Below are 26,132 nucleotides of genomic sequence, written 5' to 3'. Positions count from 1 at the left end.
TATAAGATCCCAGAACCTACATCCTCTTGCTCTTTCAACAAAAAACGGCATCACTCCAGCATAATCGCAAATTGCTCACTTCGCATTCGCCTGAAGCAAAAGTTAAGATTTTGTCATTTTTTATCCACAAATTTTATTTCATCCTCCCAGAATCTTAACTTTGTATATCCAATTCTATCTCCAGAACCATCAAGTTGAAGCGTAAAAGTAGTTGGCTTTGCTTCAAGTATGGTTTGATTGCGGAAAATTAATTTGATGAAATTTGAAACAGCATAAGAAATTTTATCTTTCCTTTCTCGCAGATACACAAAGTAAGCATCGGTTTCAACATCTCCATATTTAATTTTTCCCGAATTGAAATTATATCTCGGTCGGATATTCTCACGCAAAATTTCGGAATCAAGATCAAGTTTCAAACACAGATAAATTTTTTCATCATTTTGATTTTCTATCTCAAAACCAACACCATTTGGAAATTTATCAACATCAATTTGCTTTATCCTTCTTATTAAACTTTCAACATTTTCGTTTAAATCGTGCGGAATTAGAAAAGTTATGAAAAATTCAACATCGCCCATTTTATAGTGTGATGAAGTTGTTTGATAAATGCAGAGATCGTTCTGAAAATGCCTTATCTCTTGCTCAAAACTATCCTCTTTGGCGTATGTTTCTGGGAAATAAATTAACAGATTTTGACTTCCCCCAACTTTGTATCTTCCAATTGAATCAATTCTGGTATCGTAAAAATTTTTCCCCGACTTCAAAATTTGTTGAGTATGCCACAAGACAGCAAGCGTATAATAATCCGCCACCGTGAATTTAACCGCATCCACAACAACAAACCAGTTGAGTTTTTTCAAATATACAATTATCCTATCCCAAAAGTATCCAATTTTATCATCAACCAACCTTGTGCGTGAATATTCTACTTCTTTGAATGTTAAGAAATCAACTTTGAAAGTTCTAACAGGTCTATAATTTCCAGAATTTCTGACAAACTCAAGCAATGTTTGTTTTTTATATCTTTGCCCCGGGACAGGCGATAAAACTACCAAACTATCCCTTAACTCTCTCTTATTTTTCCTCACAACAAGCCGGTTGTGATAATAATCCGCTCTATAAGCTCCGAACATACCGCTTGGCAGGGCATCTCTATATCCAGCGTGATGTAATAAAATTGAGCCATTTGTCATAAGAAATATGATTGCATTTTCATCCGAACTGCCGTGGTGCATTTTTTCCTCTTCAACTGGTATGGTATTTCTCAAATACTCTCTCGTCATATAATTTCCATCTCCTTCATCCCGATAATTCAAAAGCAAGTATGTAGAAAGAGAATCCCAGCCAGTTCTGAAAACAATTTTTTTCCCAACTATGTCATCAAGAACTTCGCAACTTTGGATTTCTGGAATCGCAATTTTAACTTTATCGTCACACCATCTATATGCATCAGAAATTATAGATGCAAGACCAGCCGATTGCTTCCCATCTTTAAGCATTCTATTAAAAATTTTCTCAGCAGCATATTTATATCTGCCATCATTGTAAAGTGAAGCAGCTTTTTCAAAACAAGGAATGAACCATTCAAAAGCATTATTAAAATTAGCATCGCCAATATCAACCATCGTCCCATATGGGGTTATCAAATTTAAGTAATAATCAAAATAATACCTGAAAATTGGTTGTGTTAAAATTTTGTCATTGTTTAAGTTTTCCATATAAAGCAACATAACATACATCCAAACGCCGTTATATAAAGTCGCATCCTCAGCTTCCCATTTACCAAGATTATCGTAAATCAAAACTTCCGCTTGTTTCCTCCAAATATGAGCGGATGGATGATCTGGAAACGCCTTTGCGCCCAAAAGATAAGCAAGGGCTCGCAAAACAGCTCTGTTATGTGCACCCCACTCCGGAAAATGCGAAATGAAATCAACACTATTAGCTATTTCATCAGCTATTTTTTTCTTAAGTTCCCCACTTAACAAACCTGAATCTTTAACTCTCAAATAAGCACGAACATATGGAAAAAGGAAAAAGAAGTTTGGAAGTGCCGGGACACCATCAGAGTATTCAACTCTGTTTTTCGCAAGTTCTTCTGGATAAAAATTTTTAAGGTTTGAATACTCATCAAGAATTTTTATCGCTCTTCTTGCATAATTTTTGTCCTTCGTGACCTCAAATAAAAATCCAAGCGCATCAGCAAGATAAACTGGTTCCCCGGGCGGATTGAAGCCCCAGCTAACATAATGAATACTGCTTTTTTTCCAATCTTCAATTAACTCTGGATATTTGTTCCAAGAACTTTCAACTGCACGCTTGACATAATCAAGATAATCTTTCTTGCTTGCGGATAACAAAGTTAAATTTGATGCAACCAAGCAAAGGGAAATGAAGCCGAATAGCTTGATTTTTTTCATTATTTGTTTCATATGCAAAAATTTTTTTATTTACTAAAAAAACCAAAAGAATAATAAACAAATAAAATTTAAAAGTCAAGTGTCAGCGAATCCTTTTAAAAAGTTATAAAACCAAGAAAAACTAATAAGCTACCCCTGGCGAACTTGACTTATTTCAAAAGCGTTTATAAATTTGAGATAGGTTTCAAATAAACTTTTTTGCAAGCTATGAGAATTAAAATAAAACTTGTTCTCGCCTTTCTTTTGATTTATTCAACTTGCTTCGCACAGTGGTATTACTTCGGGAGAAACAAAGTTCAATATACGGAGTTTCAATGGAATGTTTTAAAAACCGAACACTTTGACATTTACTATCATCCTGAGATGAAAGACCTTGCGGAGCGAGGTGCTTACTTTGCTGAGGAAGCCTATGCTGAACTTCAAGAGAAGTTTAACATCAACATTTTAAACAAAATTCCACTTGTCTTTTATAGCTCACATCTTTACTTTCAGCAGACAAATACAACACCTGGATTAATACCCGAAGGCGTAGGTGGATTTTTTGAATTTATAAAGGGAAGGGTTGTAATTCCATTTGATGGTTCAATTTATCAATTTAAACATGTCATCAAACACGAGCTTGTTCATGTCTTTACACTTCACAAAGTTCAAAGAGTTTTAAAAGACCATCGCCAGCCGACCGAAAAGATGCCACCGCTGTGGTTTACCGAAGGTCTTGCTGAATTTTGGTCAACCAAATGGGACAATATGGGTGAGATGCTTTTAAGAGATGCAGTTTTAAATGATTACATCGTTCCACTTTCTGAGATGGACAGAATCTTTGGCACTTTTCTTATGTATAAAGAGGGGCAAAACATACTTGAATACATCGCCGAAAAATACGGCGAAGAGAAAATAATTCTCTTCTTTGAAAACATCTGGAAAGCAAATTCGTTTGAAAAGGTTTTTGAATTGACAATTGGAAAAAATTACAAACAATTTGATGAAGAATGGCTATATCATTTAAAGAAAAAATATTATCCACTCCTAAAATACAACGATCCACCAAGCGCAGTGACAAAACCTTTGGTTGCAGAGGGCTTTAATATGAAACCTGTGTTTTATAAAAATGGAGATAGAAAAGAAATTTACTTCGTCGGAAATATAACTGGCTATACAAACATCTACAAAGTTGATCTTGATACAAAACAAAAACCAAAAGTTGTAATTGAAGGAGAAAGAAGCGATCAATTTGAAGCATTTCATCTTTTCAAAACGAAAATTGATGTCAAAAATGGGAAACTTGCCTTTATAACAAAAGCAGGTGACCACGACGCAATTCACATTTATGATTTAAACACAGATAAAATAATCGGAATGTTTCAATTTAATTCTCTCGTTATGATAACATCTCTTTCATTCTCACCCGACGCAAGGGAACTCGCCTTGACCGCAGTTGATAAGTCGGGCTACAGCGATATTTACCTATTTAATCTTGAAACAAAAAGTTTAAAGAAATTAACATCTGACCTCTACGATGATAAAGAAGTCGCATGGTCCCCAAAAGGAGATAAAATTGCCTTTATTTCAGACAGAACAATCTACGGGAGCGAAGGAAAATATAACATTTTCATCTACGATGTTGAAAAAGATAGAATTGAATATCTCATCTATGGAAATTTCACCTGTTCAGCACCCTCGTGGTCTCCTGATGGTAAATACCTTGCTTTTGTTTCAGATATAGATGGAACTCAAAACATCTGGGTTCTTGATTTAACACAGAAAAAATTTCTCGCCGAACTTGACGGTCTTTCAAACATTAATGGTTTTAGCCAGTTTGAAATAAAACAAATTACTAACTTAACAACAGCAGCATTTGACCCAGTTTGGACTGATGACGGAAGAATTGTTTTCGTTGCGCTTGAAAACTTAAAATTTCAAATAAGAATCATTGAAGATGCTTACTCAAAAATTGAAAAGCCAAACTTTACACACAAAATAAATCTCAACGAAATTGAAAAAACTCACTGGGATACGCCCAAAATTCAGGGAGTTCAAAGTGTTAATGTGATTACATATCGGGGCAAATACGATCTTGACATTGCGCAGAGCCAGATATCAACCGACCCAATTTTTGGCACAGTTGGAGGTGCAGCAATTGCAATAAGTGATTTGCTTGGGAATGAAAGATATTATTTTTTGATTTACAATACCGCTCAAACAAAAGATGAAATCCTAAAGAGTTTTAACATAGCGATTTCCCGTGTTTCATTGAGCAAAAGGACAAATTTTGCTTACGGAATTTTTCATTTCGCAGGGAGAAGATACGACTTAACAGACCCCGACCTTTTCTATTACGAAAAAGCATACGGTGGCTATTTCGCCATGAGTTATCCGATATCCGTTTTTAGAAGAATAGAATCAAGCATAATGCTTAACAGATCCGACAAGGAGATAATTTTCGGGGTTGGAGAAAGAAAAGCAATGCTTCTTTCAAATTCAATTTCATATATTTTTGATAACTCATTGTGGTCACCAACTGGACCAATTGACGGGAAAAGATTTAACATCACGCTTGCATATACGACGGACATACAATTTTCAAATGTTAATTACTACACTTTAATTTTTGATTACAGGCAATACTTCAGATTATCAACGAGATCAGCGTATGCAGTGAGATTAACACTTTTCTATAACGAAGGAAAAGAAGCAAGGAGATGGTTTATGGGAGGAAGTTGGGATTTGCGTGGATATGAGAGATGGTCAATAAGAGGTAAAAAACTTTGGCTTGCAAGCCAAGAACTTCGCTTCCCATTCATTGATAAATTTGATGTTAAATTTCCGTTTGGTGGGATTTTCATCGGCTCAATAAGAGGTGCTTTATTTTTTGACCTTGGAAATGCGTGGGATAATAAATATACCGAGACGCTTGGAAGTTTTGGATTTGGGATAAGGTTCAACATAGGTGGAGTTCTTGTGTTAAGATATGATGTTGGGAAACGACTTGAAAACAATTTATCAAAAGTTCAAAAATCTCTCTTTCATCAATTTTTCTTCGGATGGGACTTTTAAAAATTTGATCAAAACGATGATGAAAAAATTTACTTTCTTCCTCTGCATCATTTTTATCTCCTGCGCATCTTTAAAACTTGAAAAGAATATAATTATTTCTGACTTGAATTGGATTCAACACGGGAATTCGCCCGAGAATTTAAACAATTCAAAATTTCAAATTTCACCGCCTTTTCAACTTGCTTGGATTTACAACGCTGGCTCTGGATTTTCATACAGCCCAATGCTCGTTGCAGACGATATATTATTCGTCGCCACACTTGGAGATGAAATTCATTTAATAGATATTGAAACTGGTAAAAAAATTGGCACAGTTGAAACAGAATCTGCAGTCGCTGGAACTCCCATCCTTTACAACAATAAACTTATAATCCCAAATGCATACGGCAAAAACACACTTCAATCATTTGATCTTAACCTTGGCAAAGTAATTTGGAAAGAAAAGATAGGTCAAATAGAAGCATCGCCACTTTTACTTTATGACAATATCATCATTGCCACACTTGAAGGACTTGTCATCAATTATAACATAAAATATGACATTGCTGAAAAAATCTGGGAATTTAAAGCACCGAAACCAATTCGCTCTTCCCCTGCTTCGGATGGGAAATTTATTGTCTTCGGCTGTGATGATGGAAATCTTTATTGTCTTGATTTTGAAAGTGGAAATCTTGTCTGGAAATTCAACACTGGTGCGCCCATCTTCTCACCTGTTTCAATTTCAGAAGGAAAAGTTTTCGCTGGAAATTTAAATGGAATTTTTTACGCTGTTAATTTGAAAAATGGGACATTAAGTTGGAAATTTGAAACTCGTTCAAAAATTTACGGTGGTTGCGCTGTTAAAGATTCAATTGTTTTATTTGGAACTGCTTCAGGAAAATTTTTCGCATTGAATAAAAACACAGGCAAAGTTTTATGGGAATTTTCTGCAAAGAGTATAATAAATTCATCTCCTATTGTTTCTGGGAATTATGTCTTTATCGGATCGCTTGACAAAAATATCTATGCTATTGACTTAACAAATGGAAAATTGGTTTGGAGTTATGAAACAAGAGGAAGGATAAAATCAACGCCGATCATCTGGAAAAATTATCTGATCATCGCTTGCGAAGATAGATTTATCTATGCATTTAAAAAACAAAGCGAAAAGATGAAATGAGATTAATTTTGGCACTTATATTTTTTCTTTTCACATCAATTTCACTTTCACAGGAAAGTTACGGCATTTTGAACATAGATTCTGAAATTCACGGCGCAAGCGTCTTCATTGATTCTCAATATGTTGGTCTGACTCCAATTTCAAACTTCAAAATTAAACCTGGGACTTACGCACTAAAATTAAAAAATCCGCAAATCGCCGACTGGCTTGAGCAAGATGTGGTTCAAAAAGTTGAAGTAAAAGCAGGCGATACTTTAAATCTGTTTATCACATTTGAAAAATTTATAAAAATTAACTCAATTCCATTTTCTGCTGAAATTTTGCTTGGGGATTCGGTCATAGGGCTAACTCCATCTGTTTTTAAATTGAGAGAAATTTTTGGAAAAAGATTAAGGATAAAGAAGCAAGGTTATGATGAAGCAGAAATTTTGATTGATGGGAAAACGACAAAATTTGAGATAAATCTTGTTCCGAAAAAAGAAGCAGAGGCAGAGTTAAGAACTGAGCGAAGAAGTCGTTTAAATGTTGCTTTGCCAATAGCGGGGATAAGTTTAGCAAACGGAATTCTATCAATATACTTCAAAAGTAAGGCGGATGCACTTTACAATGAATATGTTTCAACCGGTGATCCAGAAAAACTTAACAAAATGAAACAATACGATAAAATCGCTGGGATTACACTTGTAATTTTTGAATTAACCGCTATCATTGCAATTTATACTTTAATGCGTGAGTGAATTTGCTTTAAACCACTTATTGATTTTACCCGTCAATATGATTAAATTAAGCATAAGAAAAAACTACGGAGGATAAAGTGAGAAAATTGTTTTTCGTAATTTTGTTCTCAACTTCCGTTCTCAACGCTCAACTTCCATTCTTTCGCCCATTCTTTTCAACAACCGAGAGAGAACTTGGAAAACTTTTCTTTTACGAAGTTATCAACTTGATAAGCGAGGACACATCAAAAAGCAGAGTTGACATTAATTTCAGAATTGCGAATGATCTTCTCACATTTGTTAAAAATCCGCTTAACACACCAACATATATCGCAAACTTCACGGTAAGCGCAGAAATTTTTGATAGAAACGGAAACTCAATTGCAAGGAAAGTTTTTCGTGGCTATAGAGGCACGGATAATTATGAAGAGACAAATTCAAAGGACATTTACACACAGGGAAATTTTCGTTTTGACCTAAAACCCGGAAATTATCGTTTGACTCTAATAATTGAAGATGAGCAATCAAATCAAATTTTGAAAAGGGAGAGAAATATCACGCTTAAACAAATGAAACCAAATTCGTTTGAAACATCAGACTTAACAATAATTCAGGAAAAAATTGAAAATGGGGACACCATTATTTTAATTCCAACGAACATTGGAAATCGTGTTAACTTCGGTAAAGGATTTACCGCCTACATTCAATTTACCGATAAACCAGACGAAGTTGAATACACACTTATTTATTTTCCCGAGTTCGGCAGAAAGAAGGAATTAATCAAAGAAAAAATTGATCCCGAGAAAATAAAAAATAACAGACAATTTCTTTTCAGAGAAAATCCCGGTGATACAATCTTCACATATCTTCTCGTTCCATCTAAACCGCAGAATTATTATTCTCTTTTCATCCCTGTAAAAGGTGATTCACTTGACCTTGGAGAGTATGAGATTTCTTTATCTGTAAAGTTTATTGACACGCTTGGAAAGGAAATTTCAAAAACATTTTCAAAGAAATTTACAGTTGAATGGATTGATATGCCGTTTTCGCTTCAAAATCTTGATTATGCAATTGACATACTTGAATACATTGCAACTCCGGATGAGATGGCAAAGTTAAGATTCGGAAGCCCACAAGCTAGATTGATTAAATTCAAAGAATTCTGGGCTAAAAAAGACCCAACACCAAACACAATTTACAATGAGCTTATGGCTGAATACTATCGCAGAGTTGATTACGCTATTTTAAATTTTGCGACGATGCGTGAAAGAGACGGAGCGAGAACAGATAGAGGAAAAGTTTATATAATCTACGGACAACCGACAAAAATTGAGAGAAAATATATTCCCGGAAAACCAACCGAGGAAATCTGGTATTATGAGCCAATTAGAAGGAAATTTGTTTTCGTTGATCAATACGGAAGTTTCAAATTAACATCTGTTGAAACTTATGAGCCCTAAAATTGCGGTAACGATTGGCGACATAAACGGAATTGGTCCGGAGGTCGCACTTAAAGCTGTTGTTAAGAAATCAGTTCTCTCGGTATGTGATCCTTTCATAATTGCTCCGTTTAAACTTGTCAATATCTATTCACCATTTCTTGGGATAAAATTGCATGTTATGGAAAATGAGGATGATTTTGAACGAGGCAAGAACTTGGCAAACATTTACCCGATGAGGGAATTCAAAAATGTAAAGATCACGCTCGGACAACCAAGCAAAATTTCGGGTCAAATAGCGGGTGAATCAATTGAAATCGCAGTTGAAATGTGTCTCAATGGGAAAGCGTCTGCTGTTTGCACTTCACCTGTGTCAAAAAAATCATTAAATCTTGCTGGCTTCAATTTTCCAGGTCAAACCGAAATGATAGCGCATCTATCAAATTCAAAACGATACCTTATGATGTTTATCAACAATAAAATAAAACTTGCTCTTGCGACGATACATATTCCGCTATCAAAAGTGAGCAAAACCATAACCCATGAATTACTTGCTGAAAAAATTGAAATTTTAATTGAGACATTGAAAAAAGATTTTTTGATAAATTCGCCATCAATTGCGGTTTTGGGTCTAAATCCACACGCTGGGGAAGATGGTTTAATCGGCGATGAAGAGAAAAAAATAATTAAACCTGTCATTGAAAAATTTTCAGCCAAAAATTTTAAAATTGACGGACCTTTTTCAGCGGATGGTTTCTTTGGGGAGAAAAAATTTAAAAATTATGATGCTATTCTCTCAATGTATCACGATCAAGGGCTAATTCCTGTGAAATTAATTGACTTTTACAATACTGTTAATTTTTCAGCGGGGCTTAACATCGTCAGAACTTCGCCTGATCACGGCACGGCGTATGACATAGCGGGGAGATTAATTGCAAATGAGAAAAGCATGGTGCAAGCGATAATTTTATCCGCAAAAATTTACAAAAACAGAGCAAATTTTAATGAATGAAAATTGTGATTGCACCTGACTCTTTCAAGGGCTCGCTTACATCAATTGAAGCAGTTGAAACAATCGCTAAAGCATTTGAAAGAGTTTCACCTGAATTTGAAATTGTTAAAATTCCAATTTCAGACGGCGGTGAGGGATTTGTCTCCTCAATTCACTATTCAACAGGTGGAGAAATAATTGAAACAACTGTTTCTGGACCTTTGCCTGGGCAAAAAGTTAAAGCAAAGTTTCTGTTAAAAGACCAGACAGCGATAATTGAAATGGCGTCTGCAAGTGGATTAACACTCGTTCCAAAGTCAAAAAGAGATCCTAAAATTACAACGACTTATGGTGTAGGTGAATTGATAAAAGAAGCGATTCAAAATGGCGCAAAAGAAATAATAATCGGCGTTGGTGGAAGCGCAACTAACGATGGTGGGATGGGAATGGCAATGGCTTTGGGATATAAATTTCTTGACAAATCTGGAAAAGTGCTGAAACAGGGTGGGATAAATCTTTTGAAACTTAATAAAATAAAAGACGACGAAATTTACGATGAAATTAAAAAAGTTAAATTCAAGGTTGCGGTTGATGTCTTAAACTTGCTTTGTGGTCCAGAAGGGGCATCTTTTACATACGCACCTCAAAAAGGGGCAAAGAAAAAGGAACTTCCACTCCTTGACAAAGCACTGAAAAAACTTGCCGATGCTGTCAAAGAAAAATATGGAATTGATATAGAAAATCTTCCTGGCGCTGGTGCAGCTGGCGGACTTGCGGGTGGACTCGTTGCCTTTTGCAATGCGAAAATTGAAAGAGGAATTGATTTATTTCTTAACATCGTCTCTTTTGACGAAAAAATAAAAAACTCAAATTTAATCATAACTGGCGAAGGAAAAATTGATTCGCAAGTAAAATATGGAAAGGCATTGAAAGGAATTATTGAAAGAGCTAAAAAACAAAACATCCCGACAATTGCAATCGCTGGAAAAATTGAAGGTGATTGGCTTGAGCTTGCAAATACACTTGGCTTGTCCGCAATTTTCAGCATGACAGACCTTGCAATGAAAGAATCATTTGCGATGAAAAATGCGCAAAAAGTTTTATTTAACGCATCAATTCAAATAGCAAATTTAATTCACAAAATATGCTCTTCAAGACAATAAAACCTCTCCTTTGTGACGGTGCAATCGGAACGGAACTAATTAAACAAACAAATCAAAAAATCCCAGAAATTTTAAACTTAACACAACCTGAAATCGTAAAGCAACTTCACACAAATTATATCAAAGCAGGTTCAGACATCATCACAACAAATTCATTCGGGGCAAACTATCCGAGATTGAAAAAAGCAATTAAAAACCTTGGGGAAATTAACATTTATGAACTCAACAAACTTTCGGCAAAAATAGCAAATGAAGTTAAAACAAAAGATAAACTTTTATTCGGTAGCGTTGGTCCAACTGGGCTAAAACCAGAAGATAAAGAATTTAAAAAAATTGCTGAATATTTCGGCGAGCAAATTCGTGGATTAAAAGATGGTGGGGTTGACATTATACTTATTGAAACAATGACAATTGTAGAAGAAATGAAAATTGCATTTGAAATTGCAAGAAATGAAGCGAATCTTCCTGTTGCTGTTTCAATGAGTTTTAAAATTGAAAATGGTCAAATTTACACTTACGCTGGCGTTGATTTTAAAAATGCAGTTAAGGAAATGATGAACCTCGGGGCGGATGTAATTGGTGCAAACTGTGGTAATGGATTTGCAGAGATGGTTGAAATAGCGAAATCTTTAAAATCGCTCGCTGGTGATTTCCCAATTTTAATTCAGCCAAGTGCTGGAACACCGCAGAAAATTAACAAATCGCTTATCTACCCAGACACACCTGATAAAATTTCTCCTTATGTTGAAAAGTTAATTGACATTGGGATTAACATTATCGGTGGTTGCTGCGGAACAACTCCTGAACATATAGAAGTTATGCGAAGAATCATTGATGAAAAATTTAAATAAAAAAGCATGGGCGGGGCTTGACCCATGCTTTTATCTGTGGAGGAAGCCATGAGAAATTAATTAAACTCAAGAACTTTTTCCTTTACCAATTCACTCGCCCTTGAATCACACTTCAATGGAAGTAAAACCCTAAACTCACTTCCCTTTCCAAATTCACTTTCAAAATCAACCTCCCCACCGTGTAACTCAACGAGAAGTTTTACGAGCACAAGCCCAAGTCCAGAGCCACTTAAATGAGTTTTTATTTTTGGGAATGGCTTAAAAATTTTATCAAAATCCTCACTCCTTATCCCTGTTCCTTCATCTTTAACCCTCAACTCAACATAATTTCCGCTCCTGTGCAAAACAATTTTAATCGTGGTGTTATCACGAGAAAACTTAACAGCATTTGAAACAAGTTGATAAAGTATTTCATTGAACTTTTTTCTATCCGCTTCAATCTCAAAATTATTTTCAACATCAAACTCAACATTTAAATTTTTCTTTTCAATCTCACCCGAAAAATAACCAACCACTTTTTTAACCTCATCAACAGGATTAAACTTTTCATATTTCAACTTATATTCACCGAGTTCAATCTCTGTTATCTCACTTAAATACCTCAAAGTCGTAAGCATTACATCGCCAGATTGTTTTATGTTTGAGATAAATTCAACAACATCCTTCTCTGAAAGATTTTTAAACTCATCTCTTAAAATTTCCGAAAATCCAATTATACTGGTTAAAGGTTTTCTCAATTCGTGCGTAATGAGATGAATGTATTTTTGTATGGATTTAATTTTGTCATTTAACCTGCGATTTTCAATGTAAAGTTTTATCAAGTTAATTTCGCCATCAATTACATCGCTTTTTAAACCAACAAATGGCTTATTTCCAAAGAGCATCAAATAACCTGTCAAATTTTCATCAGAATAAATTGGCTGAATTAACATTACGCATCCATCTTCAACTTTGCCAGATTTAAGAATACATTCAGAGTTTTTATCTTGATCAATGTAGAAAATTGCACCTCCTTCTGCTTCTGTCTTTTTCAAAATTGAATTTAACGCCGACTCAATTGAGTTAACACTTTCACCATCGCCCAATAATTTAACTTCGCTTGAAAGTGAAATTAAACCCGATAAACTTACAATTACACCAAAAATCATCGTAAGACCTGATAGCAAATTAAATCCGTATGCAATGATATAAATTGATGAAAGCCAAAGGAAGACAACGCCGATAAAAATTTTCCACAAACTTTTTATTTTGCCGTTTAAAATTTTTAACACAATGCCAAGCCCTGCAACAAGCACAGCAAAAATTATGTTTTGTATCAAGATTGAAATCATTGTTAATTCCCTCCGTTTGTTATTACATAATTTTCACTTATCGCAAGCCAGATGACATTTTTCCACTCCTCTTCGCTGGCAAATTTATTTATGAAATAAAATTTTGAATAATTTCCATTTTCAACCCTGAAACCATTCTCCCCACTTGCAACTATTATCGGAATGCCAAGCAAAATGTTATCCGCAATTTTAAGCAAATCGCTCATCTCACTCATAAATTCAGTTTCAACTATCAAAACATCGTAAAGTTCCCTTTGCAATGTCTCAACAACTTCCGAAAACAATTCAAAAACTTTCAACATATAACCATCGCCTCTGAAAATTTTGCTTATTCTCTCGGCAAATTTCATATCACTTGTATAAACCATTATTTTGCACACTACAGACGCCATTTCAAGCGCTCTTATTGTTTGAAATTCACAAAAAATAAATTTCAATAATTATGCCAGACAAAGATAAATTATCAATACCTCAAAATTTTGCAAATTATTCAAACAAATTCTGGATTATTTTCAATGGTTTGTAAAAATTACAAAGGTGAGATAGAAATTTTGAAAGAGGGATTCATTCCTTATCAAGGTCAAGCATTGGTTTGCCATTGACATAATTTTTAAAGGCGGGTTTTTTAAGCGAGATGAGTTTGTGGACTATTTGTTTTATCCTGTCTGATGCTTGATAAATGCGATTTAAGTTTTCTTTTACTTTTTCAATGTCGTTTTCTTTTAGCGAGCGATTTATAAGTTCAAGAGCGAGGTAAATTATATTCAATGGATTGTTGATCTCGTGTCCGAGGGTTCTTGCCATTTCAAGGAGTGCAACTTCGTGTTGAAGTTCGGCAATTTCAGATTGAAGATTTTTCATTCTAAAGCCCACCTTTATCCGTGCCATAAGTTCTCCGAAATCAACTGGCTTAGTTATAAAATCATCTGCTCCGGCTTCAAGACCAGTAATTTTATCTTCGGTTTCAACCCTTGCTGTTAACATTATGACATAGCAAAATTTCATCTCTGGATGTTCTTTAATCTTCTTAACAAGTTCAACACCGTTCATCCCCGGCATCATCCAGTCAACTATCATAACATCTGGTTTCCATTCAATTGATTTGTCGTATCCATCATTTCCATCGTAAGCGATACTTACTTCATATCCATTTTTCGCTATCACTCGTTTTAGTATCTCAGCATAATTTATATCATCTTCAACAATTAAAACTTTACCCTTTGTCTCTTGGTTCATTCAGATATCCTTTGATTTTTTGAATAAAAGAGTCGTGATCTGTGATTGGTTTTGAGATGTAATCGTCCGCTTTGCTTTCGGAGAGAAATCTTTCAGCGTCCCCACGCATTGCGTGTGCGGTTGCAAGTATGATCGGAATTTTTGAAGTCGCCTCGTTTTCTTTTATCATCTTTGAAAGTTTTAATCCATCAACTTGAACACCATTCACAAATGTTCCAGAAAGAGAAACATCCATAATTATGAGATCAACTTTTCCAGAGTTTAAAAGTTCAATGATTTTTTCACCATCATCTGTTACAGTTACATCAAAACCTCCTTTCCTTTTCAAAATTATCTCAAATAATTGGGCTGTTAATTTATCATCTTCAACCACAAGTATGTGAGCCATCAGCTCACCTCACGATTTATTTTAAGATGGGATTTAATCAAATCAATCAACCTTCGTGGATCCTGATTTAATTCAGATTTATCAACCACGATTATCCCCATGCTCTTTGACAAGAGTTCTCTTTCTTCTTCGGTAGCTGGCTCTGGATAATTTGTGATGACAAGGATTGGAAGATCAGGTGCAAGTTTCCCTAACCTCAACTCTCTTATAACATCGTATCCATTTAGTTCTGGCATCATAAGGTCAAGCAAAAGAATATCATAATTTCCCATTTTTATCTTCTCAATAGCTTCACGACCGTTCCTTGCGTAATCAATTTCATATTGTGCTGGCAAAATTTTTCTCAAATAAACTTTAACATTTTCATCGTCATCGGCAAGCAAAATTCTAATTTCATCCTTTTCTTTGACAAATTGTTTCAGCAAATTCAAAAGATGTCCTGGCTCAATTGGTTTTTCAAGAACGCTGGGCTGGAAATTTATAAATGAAAGTTTCAAAAGTTCTCTGACTTTTTGAGAATGACCTGTTAAAATTATAATTGGCAAATTTTTAAATTCTGGTGAATCGTAAACCTTTAAAACAAGATCAAATCCATTCTTTAATTCAGCCGAAGCTTTATGCGGAATAGCGTAATCAACTATCAAAACATCTGGCTTATATCTTTGGATATAGAGCCATCCATCGTCGGCGTTATTTGCCCACACAAATTTAAAATCGTTCTTGACAAGAAAACTCTTCAAAAAATCCGCAAACCTTGCATCATCATCAACCGCAAGGACAAGCAATCCATTTTCGCCGTAAATTTTCCCATGTTCAATTTCAACTTTTTCCCCGTAAGAAATTTCTGAAAGTGGAATTGTAAATGTCACAGTTGTTCCTTTGCCCTCGCCCTCACTGTAAAGTTCAATGACACCGCCCATAAGTTCAACCAAACTTTTCGTAATCGCAAGTCCAAGCCCTGTGCCACCATATTTTCTTGTCGTCGTTCCATCCGCCTGAACAAATTTCTGGAAAAGTTTTGCCTGCTTTTCCTTTGCAATGCCAATGCCCGTATCTGAAACAGTAAATTGACAAAATCCTTTATCGTCAAAGACATCAACTTTTACTGTAATTCCACCTTTATGCGTGAACTTAATTGAATTGCCGATCAAATTAAGCAAAATTTGTTTCAATCTGTTTCTATCTCCCTTGACATAAACTTGTTTTTCAGGGTAAATAATTTTGTAGTCAAGTTTTTTCTGCTCCGCTTGGACATGGGAAAGTGTCCAGACCTCATATAAAAGTTCTGAAACTTCAACATCTTCAATGTTAAGTTCAAGTTTACCCGCCTCAATTTTTGCTATGTCAAGTATATCGTTTATAATGCTCAAAAGATGTTTTGCACTGACAAGAGCATTGTCAACAAATTTCATCATCTCATCGTGATTTTCGTAAAGTCCTTCTTTTATGAGATTCAAAAATCCAATGATTGAATTTAAAGGTGTTCTCAACTCGTGTGATGTGTTTGCAAGAAACTCACTTTTTAGCTTATTTAATTCCTGAAGTTGAGCGTTTGCAATTTCAAGTTGTTCCGCATACAATTTTAGTTTTTCTTCCGCTTTCTTCTGCTCTGTAATATCACGATTTATACCAACCGTTCCTATTGGATTGCCCCTTGAATCACGAATGATGGAAAGAGATGAACTAACATAAATTTTTTCACCAAATCTATTATAATGAATTGCCTCACCCTGCCAAAAACCTTTTTCACGCAATATCTTACGAACCTCTTCCCTTGTTAAATTTGGAAATTCAACAGGAACAACCTCACTTATCTCTTTGCCTATAACTTCCTCTGCTTTATAACCATACATTTTTTCAGCTGCTTTATTCCAAGCCGTGATTCTGAAATTAAGATCAGCTGCGATGATAGCGTCATTCACATTTTCAAGTAAGTTTGCTTGATATCTTATTTGCTCCTCGGTTTTTTTCTTTTCTGTTATATCCGTCTGAATCCCGAGATAATATGTGACGCCGTGAAGTTCATCTTTCACGGATGATATTGAAAGAAATGCGAAATAAAGTTCGCCATTTTTTCGTTTGTTAATTATTTCACCAGACCAATGCCCCTTCGTAAGTATTGAATCCCACATATTTTTATAAAACTCCAAATCGTGAAGTCCCGACTTCAAAATTCGTGGATTTTTTCCAATTACCTCATCTTTTGAATAACCTGTTATCTTGCAAAATGCATCGTTGACTTCAAGTATATTTGCGTTTTCATCTGTTATGACGACCGCATCACTTAGATTAAGCAAAAGATTTGATAAAATTCTGTTTCTTTGTTCCGCCCTAACTCTATCGGTTATATCAAGCATAGTCCCCAAAATTGCAGGTTTACCTTCATAAGTTATGAGATTATTCAAAACTTCAACCCACGCTATTTCACCATTTTTCTTTATAACTTTGAAAGAGAAATTAGAAACGGGCATTTTTCCGCTCAATCCTTCAGCAAATTTTTCCATAACCCTTCGTCTATCGTCAGGATGAACAAGTTCAAGAATTGTTCGTGTGTCAAGAATTTCGCTATCTTTAAATCCAAAAATTGAAGCAAGTTGTCCGCTCACAAACTTAAATCTTCCATCTTGAAATATATATGTCCCAACAAGTGAACTTTCAACAAGCGTCCTGTATTTTGCCTCTGACTCTTTACGTCGCTCCTCCCAAATTTTTTGCTCTGTGATGTCTTCTATCATTCCCTCGTAAAAGACAACATTTCCAAGCGAATCTCTTACTGCTCTGACATGCTCACGAACATATATTTCTTTTCCATCAAGCCGTTTTAATTTGTTCTCAAAATTTGAAATAGAATCAGAAATCTCAAGCGCTCTTATAAACCTTAATCTATCTTCTGGATTTGGATAAAACTCCGAAGCATTTTTCTGCAAAATCTCATACTTATTTTTCGCCCCAAGCATCTTAACAAATGCTGGATTCACATCAATAATTTTCCCATCTGGCGTTGATCTGTAAACTCCAATGACAGCGTTCTCAAAAAGTTCTCTATATTTTCTCTCCGCTGCAATTAACTCATCCTCAAATCTTCTCTTCTCCGTTGTGTCAACTTCCACAAATTGTATGAATTCACTCTTTCTATACTTTATCAATCTCCCCCCAAGTTGAGCATATCTTACGCTCCCATCTTTAGAAAGAAAACCAATCTCAATAACTTCTTTCTCTTCGTTATCCACTATGTCTCTGATGTATTCACGGACAACCTCTATAAATTCGGGCATTACAAGATCAAAAATGTAAAATTCTCTAATTTCATCAAGAGTGTAGCCGTGAAACTTGCAGGCGTAATCATTCGCATATTTTATTTTCCCCGTTAAATCGGTCAGAATTATTCCGTTCGTATAAGATTGAAATGCAGATTGCCAGAATTTTTCAATTTCAATCACTCTTTTTTCAAGCGATAACCTTGAAAAAGAAAACACAATCCCCAAAATCACGCCGATAAAAGTTGGAAGAAGAAAAGAAAAAACTTCAATTTGTCCCGCATTGTAAAACCAGAAAAAAATAAATGCAATTAAATCTGAAATCAAAACTCCAACAAGAACCGAAAACAAAGTAAGCAAAACTTTTGAACCCGTGCTTATCTCAAAATTATCTTTTAAATCCATTTCCAAGTTGAAATTTTGATTATTTCATTCTTCAAAAATTCGCAAAAATTAAATAACTTTATACCGACTTTGCTAACCTTCTCTAAAACTGATTAAAATTTAAACATATTCACAAAAAAATGCAATACAGCGGATGAAAACACAACTTGATAAAGTCAGCGGAGAAATAATACACTCTGGCGTTCCACCATCCGAATGGTCAATTATCCTGACAAACGGGAAATATACCGCACTTGTTCTTTACAACGGCACAGGTCATAGTTTTTTTGAACACCCGACATTTAATTCAATCATCAAATGGACACCAAAAATGAATTCTCAACTTGCTCGCCTTGTTTATTTAAAAGACATTGACACAGAAGAAGCGTGGTGTTTGAATCTTCCAAAAAGTTATAAATTTGAAAAATGGGAAACACGCTTTGGAGTTGGATATTTAAAAATTGAAACAACTAAAAATCAAATTCACTCGGAAATAACCTATTTCGTCCCGATTGATAAAGACCTTGAATACTGGCTTATAAAAATCAAAAATGAATCAGAAACGAAGAAAAACTTAAAAATTTTTTCAGCGGTTGAACTCTCTCTTGGGAATTTACAGCCCTCAATTCTTGACCCATACGCTTATGAACTTTTTGTAAGAACTTGGAACAGCGGAAAATATCTTTATGCGACGAAAACAATCTGGAATGATAAAACCAACAACGAAGCAAACAAAAACTGGGATAAAATTGTATTTTTCTCATCAGACCCCGAACCTGAATCTTTTGATTGTTTAAAATCATCTTTCATCGGAGATGGGACGATAGAATTACCACAAGCGGTGAGAGAAGGTTGGTGCTTTGAATCAATTGCTCACGGAAGAGAACCTGTCTTCGTATTTCAACACGATGTTGAAATTGACATCGGTGAAGAGAAAGAAATTGTAATCGCTCTTGGAGTTCTAAATGAGAGAACATCTGAAAAGATAAAACTTGCGGATGCGAAAAATGATTTTGAAAAGATGAAAAAGTTTTACAGAGACGAAATTTTTGAAAAAGGTATCTGGATTGAAACTCCTGATGAAAGTTTAAACGCATTTTTAAATTTCTGGAACAAATATCAAAACTTGATTTGCCTTCACTGGCATAGATATTCCGCAAGCAATTATGTCTCTGGATTTGATGTCGTCGGTTATAGAGACGCACTTCAATCAACGCTTGGCTTTTTACCGATAAATTCTTCACTTTGCAAAGAACGACTTCTTTATCTTTTCAAATTTCAATTTAAAAACGGAAACACATGTCACAATTTTAATCCTGTTGATGAATTTGCACAACAATCAAATCAAAATGACGATCCATTATGGCTTTGCATATCAACATTTGAATATCTTAAAGAAACTGGCGATTTTGATTTTTTGAAAATTAAATCAAGATATTACGACGATGAAAAGGAAGAGACAATTTTTGAGCATTTGCGAAGAGCAATTGATTATGTTTTAAATTCACGAGGTGAGAACGGGCTTGTTTTGTTAAAGCGTGGTGATTGGAACGATGCACTTAACTTTGCTGGCAAAAACAACAGGGGCGAATCAACACTTGCAAGTATGATATTGCTTTACACTTTGAATGAATTTGTCAAACTTGGCGAATTTTTGAAATATGATGTTGAAAAATATCGCATTGAGAAAGAGAATTTGAAAAATCAAATAAACAAAACTTGCTGGGAAGAGTATAAAAAACTTGATTTAGCAGGATGGTTTATAAGAGCGATAAATGATGAAGGCGAAAGAATTGGGAGTTATTTTTCAAAAGAAGGGAAAATTTATCTTGAACCACAGGTGTGGGCGGTTTTGAGCGATACCTGTGATGAAGAAAGAAAAATAAAATGTCTTAATTCCGCAATTGAATTTCTTGAATCATCTTATGGATTTTTGCTACTTGAACCATCTTATTCAAAGCAAGATGAAAAACTTGGAATAATTACAAGATTTGTTGCTGGTGAAAAAGAAAATGGAAGTTTCTTTACACAGGCGAACGCTTGGGCAATTATGGCGTTTTCAATTATGAGCGATAAATTTGGGAATAAAGCGTTTGAGATTTATCAGAAAACATTGCCGATAAAATTTTTGAACAACGCTCGTTATAAAGCCGAACCTTTCGTTTATCCACAATACATCTGTGGGAAAGATTCGCCACATTTCGGTGAAGCATCTTTTACATGGCTTACAAGTTCATCATCGAGGATGTTTAAAGCATTTGTTGAATATATTCTCGGGATAAAACCTGAATATGATGGTTTAAAGATAATGAAGCCAATTTTGCCAGAGGAATGGGAAGAGGTCAGAGTAAGAAGAAGTTTTAGAAATTGCGAATATAAATTTACAATAAAGCGGGGCGATGCTTTTATAATTAAGTTTGATGGCAAAGAATTAACATCAAATTTTTTATCTTCTTGTGGTTGCGGTGGTTTGCATGATGTTGAAATTTACTTTTGAAAATTTTATTTTAAAACTAAAAAGAGGAAACAAATGGCGAAAGCATCAAACATTGTTTTATCATTACTTCGTTTTGCATCAGGGCTTATGCTTGCGTTCTTTCATGGGCTTGGGAAAGTAAATGGCGCTCTTGGATACTTTTTCAACGGGAAAGAATGGAAGTTCATAAACACAGTTTCAAATATAGGATTTCCAGCGCCTGTCGTTTTTGCATTGAGCGCTACGCTTTCCGAATTTGTTGGTGGGATTTTGCTTGCAATTGGTTTATTTACAAGATATTCTGCTTTTTTTGTCGCTTTCACAATGGCTGTAGCAATTTACAGGCATTTGACGACGGATATGAGATTTGAACTTGCGGGATTGTATTTTTTGATTTCGCTTCTGTTTTTATTCAAGGGAGGCGAGGGGATTTCGGTTGATAATTTGATAAAAAAATAATTGAAGTCGGGGCGCCCGGACTCGAACCGGGGACCTCTTGCTCCCAAGGCAAGCGCGCTAACCATCTGCGCTACGCCCCGATTTTTCAAATACAAATATATCAAACTAACCTTGAAAAATCAAGTTTATGGAAATCGTCCTCAAAAAAGGGAAAGAAAAGAAAATAAAAAACTTCTACCTCTGGATTTTCAAAGACGAAGTTGAAAACTTTGAAAAGGTGAGAAAAGAACCCATCCAAATCGTTGATGTGAAAAGTTCAACTGGTGAATTTCTCGGCAAGGCGTTTTTCAACCCGAAATCGCACATTGTCGCAAGAATTTTGACAAGAGAAAATGAAAAGATAAACGCAGATTTCTTCAAAACCAGAATTAAAAATGCAATTGAGAGAAGAAAAAAACTTAAAATTAAATCCGACGCAATTCGCCTCATTCACGCAGAAGCAGACGAAATCCCCGGGCTAATCGTTGACAAATTCGCAAATTATCTTGCAATTCAAACAAGAATAGCAGGAATTGAAAATTTTAAGCACGAGATTGTAAAAATTCTAACAGACACAGTTAAAATCTCCGGAATTTACGAAAGAAACGATATGGAATCACGAAAGGAAGAAGGGCTTGAAATTTCATCAGGAGAACTTTACGGACATGTTCCAAGATATGTTCAAATTGAGGAAAATGGTTTAAAGTTTATCGTTGATTTACATTATGGGCAAAAGACGGGCTTTTATCTTGACCAGCGGGACAATCGCAAAAAAGTTAAAGAGTTAATTCACAAGGGGGATAGAGTTCTTGATCTTTTCTGTTATTCTGGCGCTTTTAGCATATATTGTGCAAGTGCGGGAGCAAAAGTTATTGGCGTTGATTCAGATAGAAGCGCAACAGACCTCGCAAGAGAAAATGCGAAGTTAAACCAGGTAAACGATAAAGTGACATTTTTAACAGCAGATGCTTTTGAAACAGTTGAGCAAATGGCTAATTCTGGTGAAAAATTTGATTTGATCATAATTGACCCACCAGCGATGACAAAAACAAAAAAAGGAGCCGAAGGTGTTAAGTGGGCGTTTCATAAGTTAATCCTTAACTCACTTAAAATGCTTGAACCCGGTGGAAAACTTGTCGTCTCATCGTGTGCGTATCATATTTCGCTGGATATACTTCAAGAGGCGATAAGATTTGCAAGCAATGATCTTGGAAAAAGATTGAGAGTAATTGATGTGACATTTCAACCAGAAGATCACCCGTGGATTTTGCAGATGCCAGAAACATTGTATCTGAAAACAATTTATCTTGAGGTTTTGAGATGAAATCCTTTGAGATATTTCAAAAATTTTTCAAGTCAGATTTACCGCTTATAATTGCTCATCGTGGCTTTTCAGCGGTGGCTCCGGAAAATACGCTTTCTGCTTTTAGATACGCAATACGCTTGAAAGCGGATATGATTGAACTTGATGTGCGTCTTACAAAAGATGAAACGCCCGTTGTAATTCACGATACAAAAGTTGATAGAACAACGAACGGAACTGGAAAGGTTAAAAATTTTTATCTCTGGTCCCTGCGTGAACTTGATGCAGGAAGTTGGTTTGATCCAAAATACAAAGGAGAGAAAATTCCAACGCTTGAAGAAGTTTTAACACTTGCAAACGGGAAAATTCCAATTAATGTTGAAATAAAGAGTTCCGCAGGAAGAGAAAGGATAACAGAAAAAGTTCTCGCAAAAATTTATGAGCATGACTTCGCAGAAAATGTCTTGATAAGCTCATTTGACCCAAGAGTTTTAAGAAAAGTGAGAAAATTAACAGATAAAATTCCGACAGGATTTTTGTATCATTATCCGATTTATTTCAACCCGGTTAAAACACTTGAAAATCTCGGCGCAGTTGCCTTGATTCACAATTTCAAATTCACAAATCAAAAACTCGTTAAAAAAATTCACGACGCTGGGCTTAAAATTTTCGTCTATACCGTTAACAAACCTCAGGACATTGAAAAAATGCTTTCTATTGGCGTTGATGGGATAATAACCAATGATATAAAACTTGCCAGAAGAATTTTAAAATCATTTTACGGGGGCAAGCAAACTGACGATTGATTTAAATTTTTGATTCATTGGCAATGTCATCTCAACCTGTCCCGTTATCCCCATAGCCATTTCCATCTCCGTTTCAGTTTCGGAATGGACGACAAGCCCAGTTTTTAAATCAACCCACAGGTCACCAACACTTTTTCCCTCCCCTTCAAGTCCATAATTCATACCTTGGATCGTTCCTTGACCTGAGATAGAAAGATTTGCATCAAGATTTAATTTTGCACACTTAATGCCGTTTTTCTCTTCAATGCCATTAAAAAACATATTTCCCGCTTGCTTTTACAATCGTTTTATCCTCATCTCCAGATGCTGTATCTGTATAAGCAAAGTCCCATGAATCTCCCGCTTTAATGCTTTTCTCCGGAAATACGACAGAGTGGCTGTAATTTCTTTTATCAATTCTTCTACTCATTCCGCCAGGAAGTTGAAGTTCCCTCATTTCAACAACCTCAAAAGAAACAGCTCTACCATACTTATCAAGAACTTGCTTAAACTTGAATCCAAACGGTAAAACAAACACTGTGTCAAACCCTGTAATTGAAGCCCCAACTCTTGTCTTTACTGTATCAACCGAAATGATAAGTTCAACATTTCCATCAGGAGCAACATCCTGGACGAAATAAGAATATCTTGCCTCCGTTTTTGAATTTACAACTTGTTGCATTCCCATTATTGATTGGGTTACCGTTCCCTCAGTCAAAAGAAAATATGTAAATGTTTGTCCTTTTTGAGGTTGAAACCTGAGTCTAATTTCTTGAGCGTGGAGAAACTGGAAAAGTAAAAGAGCGATAAATGCTAAGCTAATTTGGCGCATTTTGCTTCCTCACATTTGTTATGTTGAAAATTTGAGTTAATTTAAAAAATTGTTAAACCAGAAGCAACAAGCGAAGAGTTGTTTTTCTTTTTTGTTTTCTTTTTCTAAATTTTAAAAAATTTCAAAACAAAATCACCTGGTAAATGGAAAGGAAAGTCGTTTTAAGTGGAATGCGACCAACTGGGAAACTGCATCTTGGACATCTTGTCGGAGTTCTTGAAAATTGGGTTAAACTTCAAAAAGAACACAACTGCTTTTTTCTCATTGCAGATTATCACGCTTTGACGACAAACGTTGACACATCCGATATTTATGAGAATTCAATAGAAATGCTGATTGATTGGCTTGCTTCGGGAGTTGACCCCGAGATAAGTCCTGTCTTCCGACAATCACAAGTTAAAGAACATACAGAGCTTCATTTAATTTTTTCAATGCTCATAACTGTCTCCCGACTTGAAAGAAATCCAACTTTAAAAGAACAAATTCGTGATCTTCAACTTGATAATATAACTTACGGACATTTAGGTTATCCTGTTCTTCAAGCTGCGGACATTTTGCTTTACAAGGGCGAGCTTGTTCCCGTGGGAGAAGACCAACTTCCACATGTTGAGATAACCCGAGATATTGCAAAAAGATTCAATCAAGTTTATGCACCTGTTTTCCCCGAGCCTGAGCCATTGCTTACGGAGTTTGCTCGTCTTCCTGGGCTTGACGGAAAAAGAATGAGCAAATCACTTGGAAATACAATTTTAATTTCCGATCCACCGGATGAAATAAAGAAAAAAATGAAAAAAGCATTCACAGATCCACAAAAAATTTACAAAGGTGATCCTGGAAGACCTGACATCTGTCTTGTCTTTACATACCACAAAAAGTTCAATCCAGATGAAGTCCCAGAGATAAGAAAGGGTTGTGAATCTGGTCAGCTTGGATGCGTTGAATGCAAATCAAGATGCGCTGAAAAAATAATTGAATTTTTAAAGCCAATTCATGAGAAAAGAAATTATCTTGAAGCACACAAAGACGAAGTAAAAAAGATACTTCTTTCGGGCGAGGAAAGAGCGCGCGAAGTTGCCCGAAAAACGATGGACGATGTTCATCAGGCAATGAAACTTGGATAAAAAATCAACAAAATTTAAAAATGAAATACAAAGTCAAATTACCGTATTTTGAAGGACCTCTTGACCTTCTGCTCTTTTTCGTAAAGCGTGACGAACTTAACATTTACGATATACCGATTGCAAAGATAACGAAGGATTTCCTTGAATACATTCATCTTATGCAGATGCTTGATCTTGAGATTGCAAGCGAATTTATAGTCATGGCTTCAACTCTGATGCAAATAAAAGCAAAGATGCTTCTTCCAAAACCAGAAACAGAAAGTGAAGAAGAGGAAGAAGATCCACGTGCTGAACTTGTGAGAAGATTGATTGAATATAAAAAGTTCAAAGAGATAGCCTCTGAACTCAGCAAGATGGAAGACGAAGCAAGCAAAATTTTTTACAGACAAAATTTCAAACACGACGCAAGAGATTATTATGATGAATACGAGATGTATGAGTTTTTGAAAGATGTCACGCTTTTTGACCTGATAAATGCTTTCAAAAAATCGTTTGAAAACGCACGGGATAGAGAATTCCACGAAATTGAAACGCCAAATTATAAAATTGAAGATGAAATGGAAAACATACTTGAAAAGCTGAAAATAAAGCCGAGATTTTCATTCACTGAAATTTTCAAAGATTATGGAGAAAAATTGAGAATTATAGTTGCGTTTCTTGCATTGCTTGAGCTTGCCCGTTTGAAAAAAGTAAAGATAGAGCAATCTGAAAACTTCGGGGAAATTTACATTGAGAAAGCGTTTGAAGATGAGCAAAGATTAGCAAGCGCAATTTAAAACAAATTTCTC

The 26,132-nt window shown here is 35.2% G+C and carries 21 protein-coding genes and 1 tRNA gene; 13 read left to right on the top strand and 9 right to left on the bottom strand.

Annotation, left to right across the window (positions count from 1 at the left end):
* Positions 1–113: 113 nt before the first annotated feature.
* Positions 114–2,420 carry a hypothetical protein gene (locus AWW83_RS00505; protein ID WP_143713850.1) on the bottom strand — a complete coding sequence of 769 codons (2,307 nt, stop codon included), beginning with the start codon at positions 2,418–2,420 and terminating at the stop codon, positions 114–116.
* 207 nt (positions 2,421–2,627) lie between these two features.
* Here AWW83_RS00505 and AWW83_RS00500 point away from each other — a divergent pair, with 207 nt between their 5' ends.
* From AWW83_RS00500 to AWW83_RS00470, 7 genes are all read left to right on the top strand, one after another.
* Positions 2,628–5,474, top strand: coding sequence for a BamA/TamA family outer membrane protein (locus tag AWW83_RS00500; RefSeq protein WP_092346786.1), 2,847 nt, complete (start codon positions 2,628–2,630; stop codon positions 5,472–5,474).
* 16 nt (positions 5,475–5,490) lie between these two features.
* Entirely contained in the window at positions 5,491–6,633 is a 1,143-nt protein-coding gene (locus tag AWW83_RS00495; RefSeq protein ID WP_159421056.1) for an outer membrane protein assembly factor BamB, read from the top strand.
* Positions 6,630–7,370, top strand: coding sequence for a PEGA domain-containing protein (locus AWW83_RS00490; protein WP_092346780.1), 741 nt, complete (start codon positions 6,630–6,632; stop codon positions 7,368–7,370). Before AWW83_RS00495 ends, AWW83_RS00490 begins: the two co-directional genes overlap by 4 nt.
* 77 nt (positions 7,371–7,447) lie before the next feature.
* Entirely contained in the window at positions 7,448–8,809 is a 1,362-nt protein-coding gene (locus AWW83_RS00485) for a GWxTD domain-containing protein (protein ID WP_092346777.1), read from the top strand.
* Positions 8,799–9,800, top strand: a complete 1,002-nt coding sequence (gene pdxA, locus AWW83_RS00480) for a 4-hydroxythreonine-4-phosphate dehydrogenase PdxA (protein WP_092346774.1) — start codon at positions 8,799–8,801, stop codon at positions 9,798–9,800. The genes AWW83_RS00485 and pdxA overlap by 11 nt, the downstream gene beginning before the upstream one ends.
* Positions 9,797–10,942, top strand: a complete 1,146-nt coding sequence (locus tag AWW83_RS00475) for a glycerate kinase (RefSeq protein ID WP_092346770.1) — start codon at positions 9,797–9,799, stop codon at positions 10,940–10,942. The genes pdxA and AWW83_RS00475 overlap by 4 nt, the downstream gene beginning before the upstream one ends.
* Positions 10,924–11,793 (top strand): homocysteine S-methyltransferase family protein, encoded by an 870-nt coding sequence (locus AWW83_RS00470; protein WP_092346767.1) that lies wholly within the window; start codon positions 10,924–10,926, stop codon positions 11,791–11,793. The genes AWW83_RS00475 and AWW83_RS00470 overlap by 19 nt, the downstream gene beginning before the upstream one ends.
* A gap of 56 nt (positions 11,794–11,849) precedes the next feature.
* On the opposite strand, the gene AWW83_RS00465 is transcribed toward AWW83_RS00470, so the two are convergent.
* From AWW83_RS00465 to AWW83_RS00445, 5 genes are all read right to left on the bottom strand, one after another.
* Positions 11,850–13,124 (bottom strand): ATP-binding protein, encoded by a 1,275-nt coding sequence (locus AWW83_RS00465; RefSeq protein WP_092346764.1) that lies wholly within the window; start codon positions 13,122–13,124, stop codon positions 11,850–11,852.
* Between the two features lie 2 nt (positions 13,125–13,126).
* Positions 13,127–13,516 carry a hypothetical protein gene (locus AWW83_RS00460; protein ID WP_143713849.1) on the bottom strand — a complete coding sequence of 130 codons (390 nt, stop codon included), beginning with the start codon at positions 13,514–13,516 and terminating at the stop codon, positions 13,127–13,129.
* 172 nt (positions 13,517–13,688) lie between these two features.
* Positions 13,689–14,360: a response regulator gene (locus tag AWW83_RS00455; protein WP_092346758.1), complete on the bottom strand. Its 672-nt coding sequence runs from the start codon at positions 14,358–14,360 to the stop codon at positions 13,689–13,691.
* Positions 14,338–14,748 carry a response regulator gene (locus AWW83_RS00450; protein ID WP_092346755.1) on the bottom strand — a complete coding sequence of 137 codons (411 nt, stop codon included), beginning with the start codon at positions 14,746–14,748 and terminating at the stop codon, positions 14,338–14,340. The genes AWW83_RS00455 and AWW83_RS00450 overlap by 23 nt, the downstream gene beginning before the upstream one ends.
* Complete coding sequence (locus tag AWW83_RS00445) at positions 14,748–18,410, bottom strand: PAS domain S-box protein (RefSeq protein ID WP_092346752.1); 3,663 nt, start codon at positions 18,408–18,410, stop codon at positions 14,748–14,750. Before AWW83_RS00445 ends, AWW83_RS00450 begins: the two co-directional genes overlap by 1 nt.
* Before the next feature lie 133 nt (positions 18,411–18,543).
* Here AWW83_RS00445 and AWW83_RS00440 point away from each other — a divergent pair, with 133 nt between their 5' ends.
* Together AWW83_RS00440 and AWW83_RS00435 are read left to right on the top strand one after the other, a co-directional pair.
* Positions 18,544–20,886 (top strand): GH36-type glycosyl hydrolase domain-containing protein, encoded by a 2,343-nt coding sequence (locus tag AWW83_RS00440; RefSeq protein ID WP_092346749.1) that lies wholly within the window; start codon positions 18,544–18,546, stop codon positions 20,884–20,886.
* Positions 20,887–20,919: 33 nt separating this feature from the next.
* Positions 20,920–21,324 carry a DoxX family protein gene (locus AWW83_RS00435; protein ID WP_092346746.1) on the top strand — a complete coding sequence of 135 codons (405 nt, stop codon included), beginning with the start codon at positions 20,920–20,922 and terminating at the stop codon, positions 21,322–21,324.
* 6 nt (positions 21,325–21,330) lie between these two features.
* On the opposite strand, the gene AWW83_RS00430 is transcribed toward AWW83_RS00435, so the two are convergent.
* Positions 21,331–21,404, bottom strand: a tRNA-Pro gene (locus tag AWW83_RS00430).
* 47 nt (positions 21,405–21,451) lie between these two features.
* Here AWW83_RS00430 and AWW83_RS00425 point away from each other — a divergent pair.
* Both AWW83_RS00425 and AWW83_RS00420 read left to right on the top strand, forming a co-directional pair.
* Entirely contained in the window at positions 21,452–22,627 is a 1,176-nt protein-coding gene (locus AWW83_RS00425; RefSeq protein ID WP_092346743.1) for a class I SAM-dependent rRNA methyltransferase, read from the top strand.
* Positions 22,624–23,412, top strand: coding sequence for a glycerophosphodiester phosphodiesterase (locus tag AWW83_RS00420; protein WP_092346740.1), 789 nt, complete (start codon positions 22,624–22,626; stop codon positions 23,410–23,412). Before AWW83_RS00425 ends, AWW83_RS00420 begins: the two co-directional genes overlap by 4 nt.
* On the opposite strand, the gene AWW83_RS00415 is transcribed toward AWW83_RS00420, so the two are convergent.
* Together AWW83_RS00415 and AWW83_RS00410 are read right to left on the bottom strand one after the other, a co-directional pair.
* Positions 23,380–23,673: a hypothetical protein gene (locus AWW83_RS00415; protein ID WP_092346737.1), complete on the bottom strand. Its 294-nt coding sequence runs from the start codon at positions 23,671–23,673 to the stop codon at positions 23,380–23,382. The genes AWW83_RS00420 and AWW83_RS00415 overlap by 33 nt on opposite strands.
* A complete protein-coding gene (locus AWW83_RS00410) occupies positions 23,663–24,223 on the bottom strand; it encodes a hypothetical protein (RefSeq protein WP_092346734.1) in 561 nt (186 codons plus the stop codon). Before AWW83_RS00410 ends, AWW83_RS00415 begins: the two co-directional genes overlap by 11 nt.
* A 143-nt stretch (positions 24,224–24,366) precedes the next feature.
* On the opposite strand from AWW83_RS00410, the gene trpS reads away from it, so the two are divergent.
* Together trpS and AWW83_RS00400 are read left to right on the top strand one after the other, a co-directional pair.
* Positions 24,367–25,344 (top strand): tryptophan--tRNA ligase, encoded by a 978-nt coding sequence (gene trpS / locus AWW83_RS00405; RefSeq protein ID WP_092346731.1) that lies wholly within the window; start codon positions 24,367–24,369, stop codon positions 25,342–25,344.
* A gap of 20 nt (positions 25,345–25,364) precedes the next feature.
* On the top strand, positions 25,365–26,120 hold the full coding sequence (locus AWW83_RS00400) for a segregation and condensation protein A (RefSeq protein WP_092346728.1): 756 nt from the start codon (positions 25,365–25,367) through the stop codon (positions 26,118–26,120).
* Positions 26,121–26,132: the final 12 nt, after the last annotated feature.

Origin of the sequence: Candidatus Chryseopegocella kryptomonas, from assembly GCF_001536065.1 — a bacterium.
GTDB classification, from domain to species: domain Bacteria; phylum Bacteroidota; class Ignavibacteria; order Kryptoniales; family Kryptoniaceae; genus Kryptonium; species Kryptonium kryptomonas.
This window is presented reverse-complemented; position numbering and strand designations above follow the sequence as displayed.

What these genes read in the sequence shown, in the direction of transcription:
- trpS (WP_092346731.1), top strand. Translation starts at nt 24,367, where the DNA reads ATGGAAAGGAAAGTCGTTTTAAGTGGAATGCGACCAACTGGGAAACTG.
- AWW83_RS00450 (WP_092346755.1), bottom strand. Translation starts at nt 14,748, where the DNA reads ATGGCTCACATACTTGTGGTTGAAGATGATAAATTAACAGCCCAATTA.
- AWW83_RS00490 (WP_092346780.1), top strand. Translation starts at nt 6,630, where the DNA reads ATGAGATTAATTTTGGCACTTATATTTTTTCTTTTCACATCAATTTCA.
- AWW83_RS00440 (WP_092346749.1), top strand. Translation starts at nt 18,544, where the DNA reads ATGAAAACACAACTTGATAAAGTCAGCGGAGAAATAATACACTCTGGC.
- AWW83_RS00500 (WP_092346786.1), top strand. Translation starts at nt 2,628, where the DNA reads ATGAGAATTAAAATAAAACTTGTTCTCGCCTTTCTTTTGATTTATTCA.
- AWW83_RS00475 (WP_092346770.1), top strand. Translation starts at nt 9,797, where the DNA reads ATGAAAATTGTGATTGCACCTGACTCTTTCAAGGGCTCGCTTACATCA.
- AWW83_RS00435 (WP_092346746.1), top strand. Translation starts at nt 20,920, where the DNA reads ATGGCGAAAGCATCAAACATTGTTTTATCATTACTTCGTTTTGCATCA.
- AWW83_RS00445 (WP_092346752.1), bottom strand. Translation starts at nt 18,410, where the DNA reads ATGGATTTAAAAGATAATTTTGAGATAAGCACGGGTTCAAAAGTTTTG.
- AWW83_RS00410 (WP_092346734.1), bottom strand. Translation starts at nt 24,223, where the DNA reads ATGCGCCAAATTAGCTTAGCATTTATCGCTCTTTTACTTTTCCAGTTT.
- AWW83_RS00420 (WP_092346740.1), top strand. Translation starts at nt 22,624, where the DNA reads ATGAAATCCTTTGAGATATTTCAAAAATTTTTCAAGTCAGATTTACCG.
- AWW83_RS00400 (WP_092346728.1), top strand. Translation starts at nt 25,365, where the DNA reads ATGAAATACAAAGTCAAATTACCGTATTTTGAAGGACCTCTTGACCTT.
- pdxA (WP_092346774.1), top strand. Translation starts at nt 8,799, where the DNA reads ATGAGCCCTAAAATTGCGGTAACGATTGGCGACATAAACGGAATTGGT.
- AWW83_RS00470 (WP_092346767.1), top strand. Translation starts at nt 10,924, where the DNA reads ATGCTCTTCAAGACAATAAAACCTCTCCTTTGTGACGGTGCAATCGGA.
- AWW83_RS00505 (WP_143713850.1), bottom strand. Translation starts at nt 2,420, where the DNA reads ATGAAAAAAATCAAGCTATTCGGCTTCATTTCCCTTTGCTTGGTTGCA.
- AWW83_RS00460 (WP_143713849.1), bottom strand. Translation starts at nt 13,516, where the DNA reads ATGGCGTCTGTAGTGTGCAAAATAATGGTTTATACAAGTGATATGAAA.
- AWW83_RS00495 (WP_159421056.1), top strand. Translation starts at nt 5,491, where the DNA reads ATGATGAAAAAATTTACTTTCTTCCTCTGCATCATTTTTATCTCCTGC.
- AWW83_RS00415 (WP_092346737.1), bottom strand. Translation starts at nt 23,673, where the DNA reads ATGTTTTTTAATGGCATTGAAGAGAAAAACGGCATTAAGTGTGCAAAA.
- AWW83_RS00425 (WP_092346743.1), top strand. Translation starts at nt 21,452, where the DNA reads ATGGAAATCGTCCTCAAAAAAGGGAAAGAAAAGAAAATAAAAAACTTC.
- AWW83_RS00465 (WP_092346764.1), bottom strand. Translation starts at nt 13,124, where the DNA reads ATGATTTCAATCTTGATACAAAACATAATTTTTGCTGTGCTTGTTGCA.
- AWW83_RS00455 (WP_092346758.1), bottom strand. Translation starts at nt 14,360, where the DNA reads ATGAACCAAGAGACAAAGGGTAAAGTTTTAATTGTTGAAGATGATATA.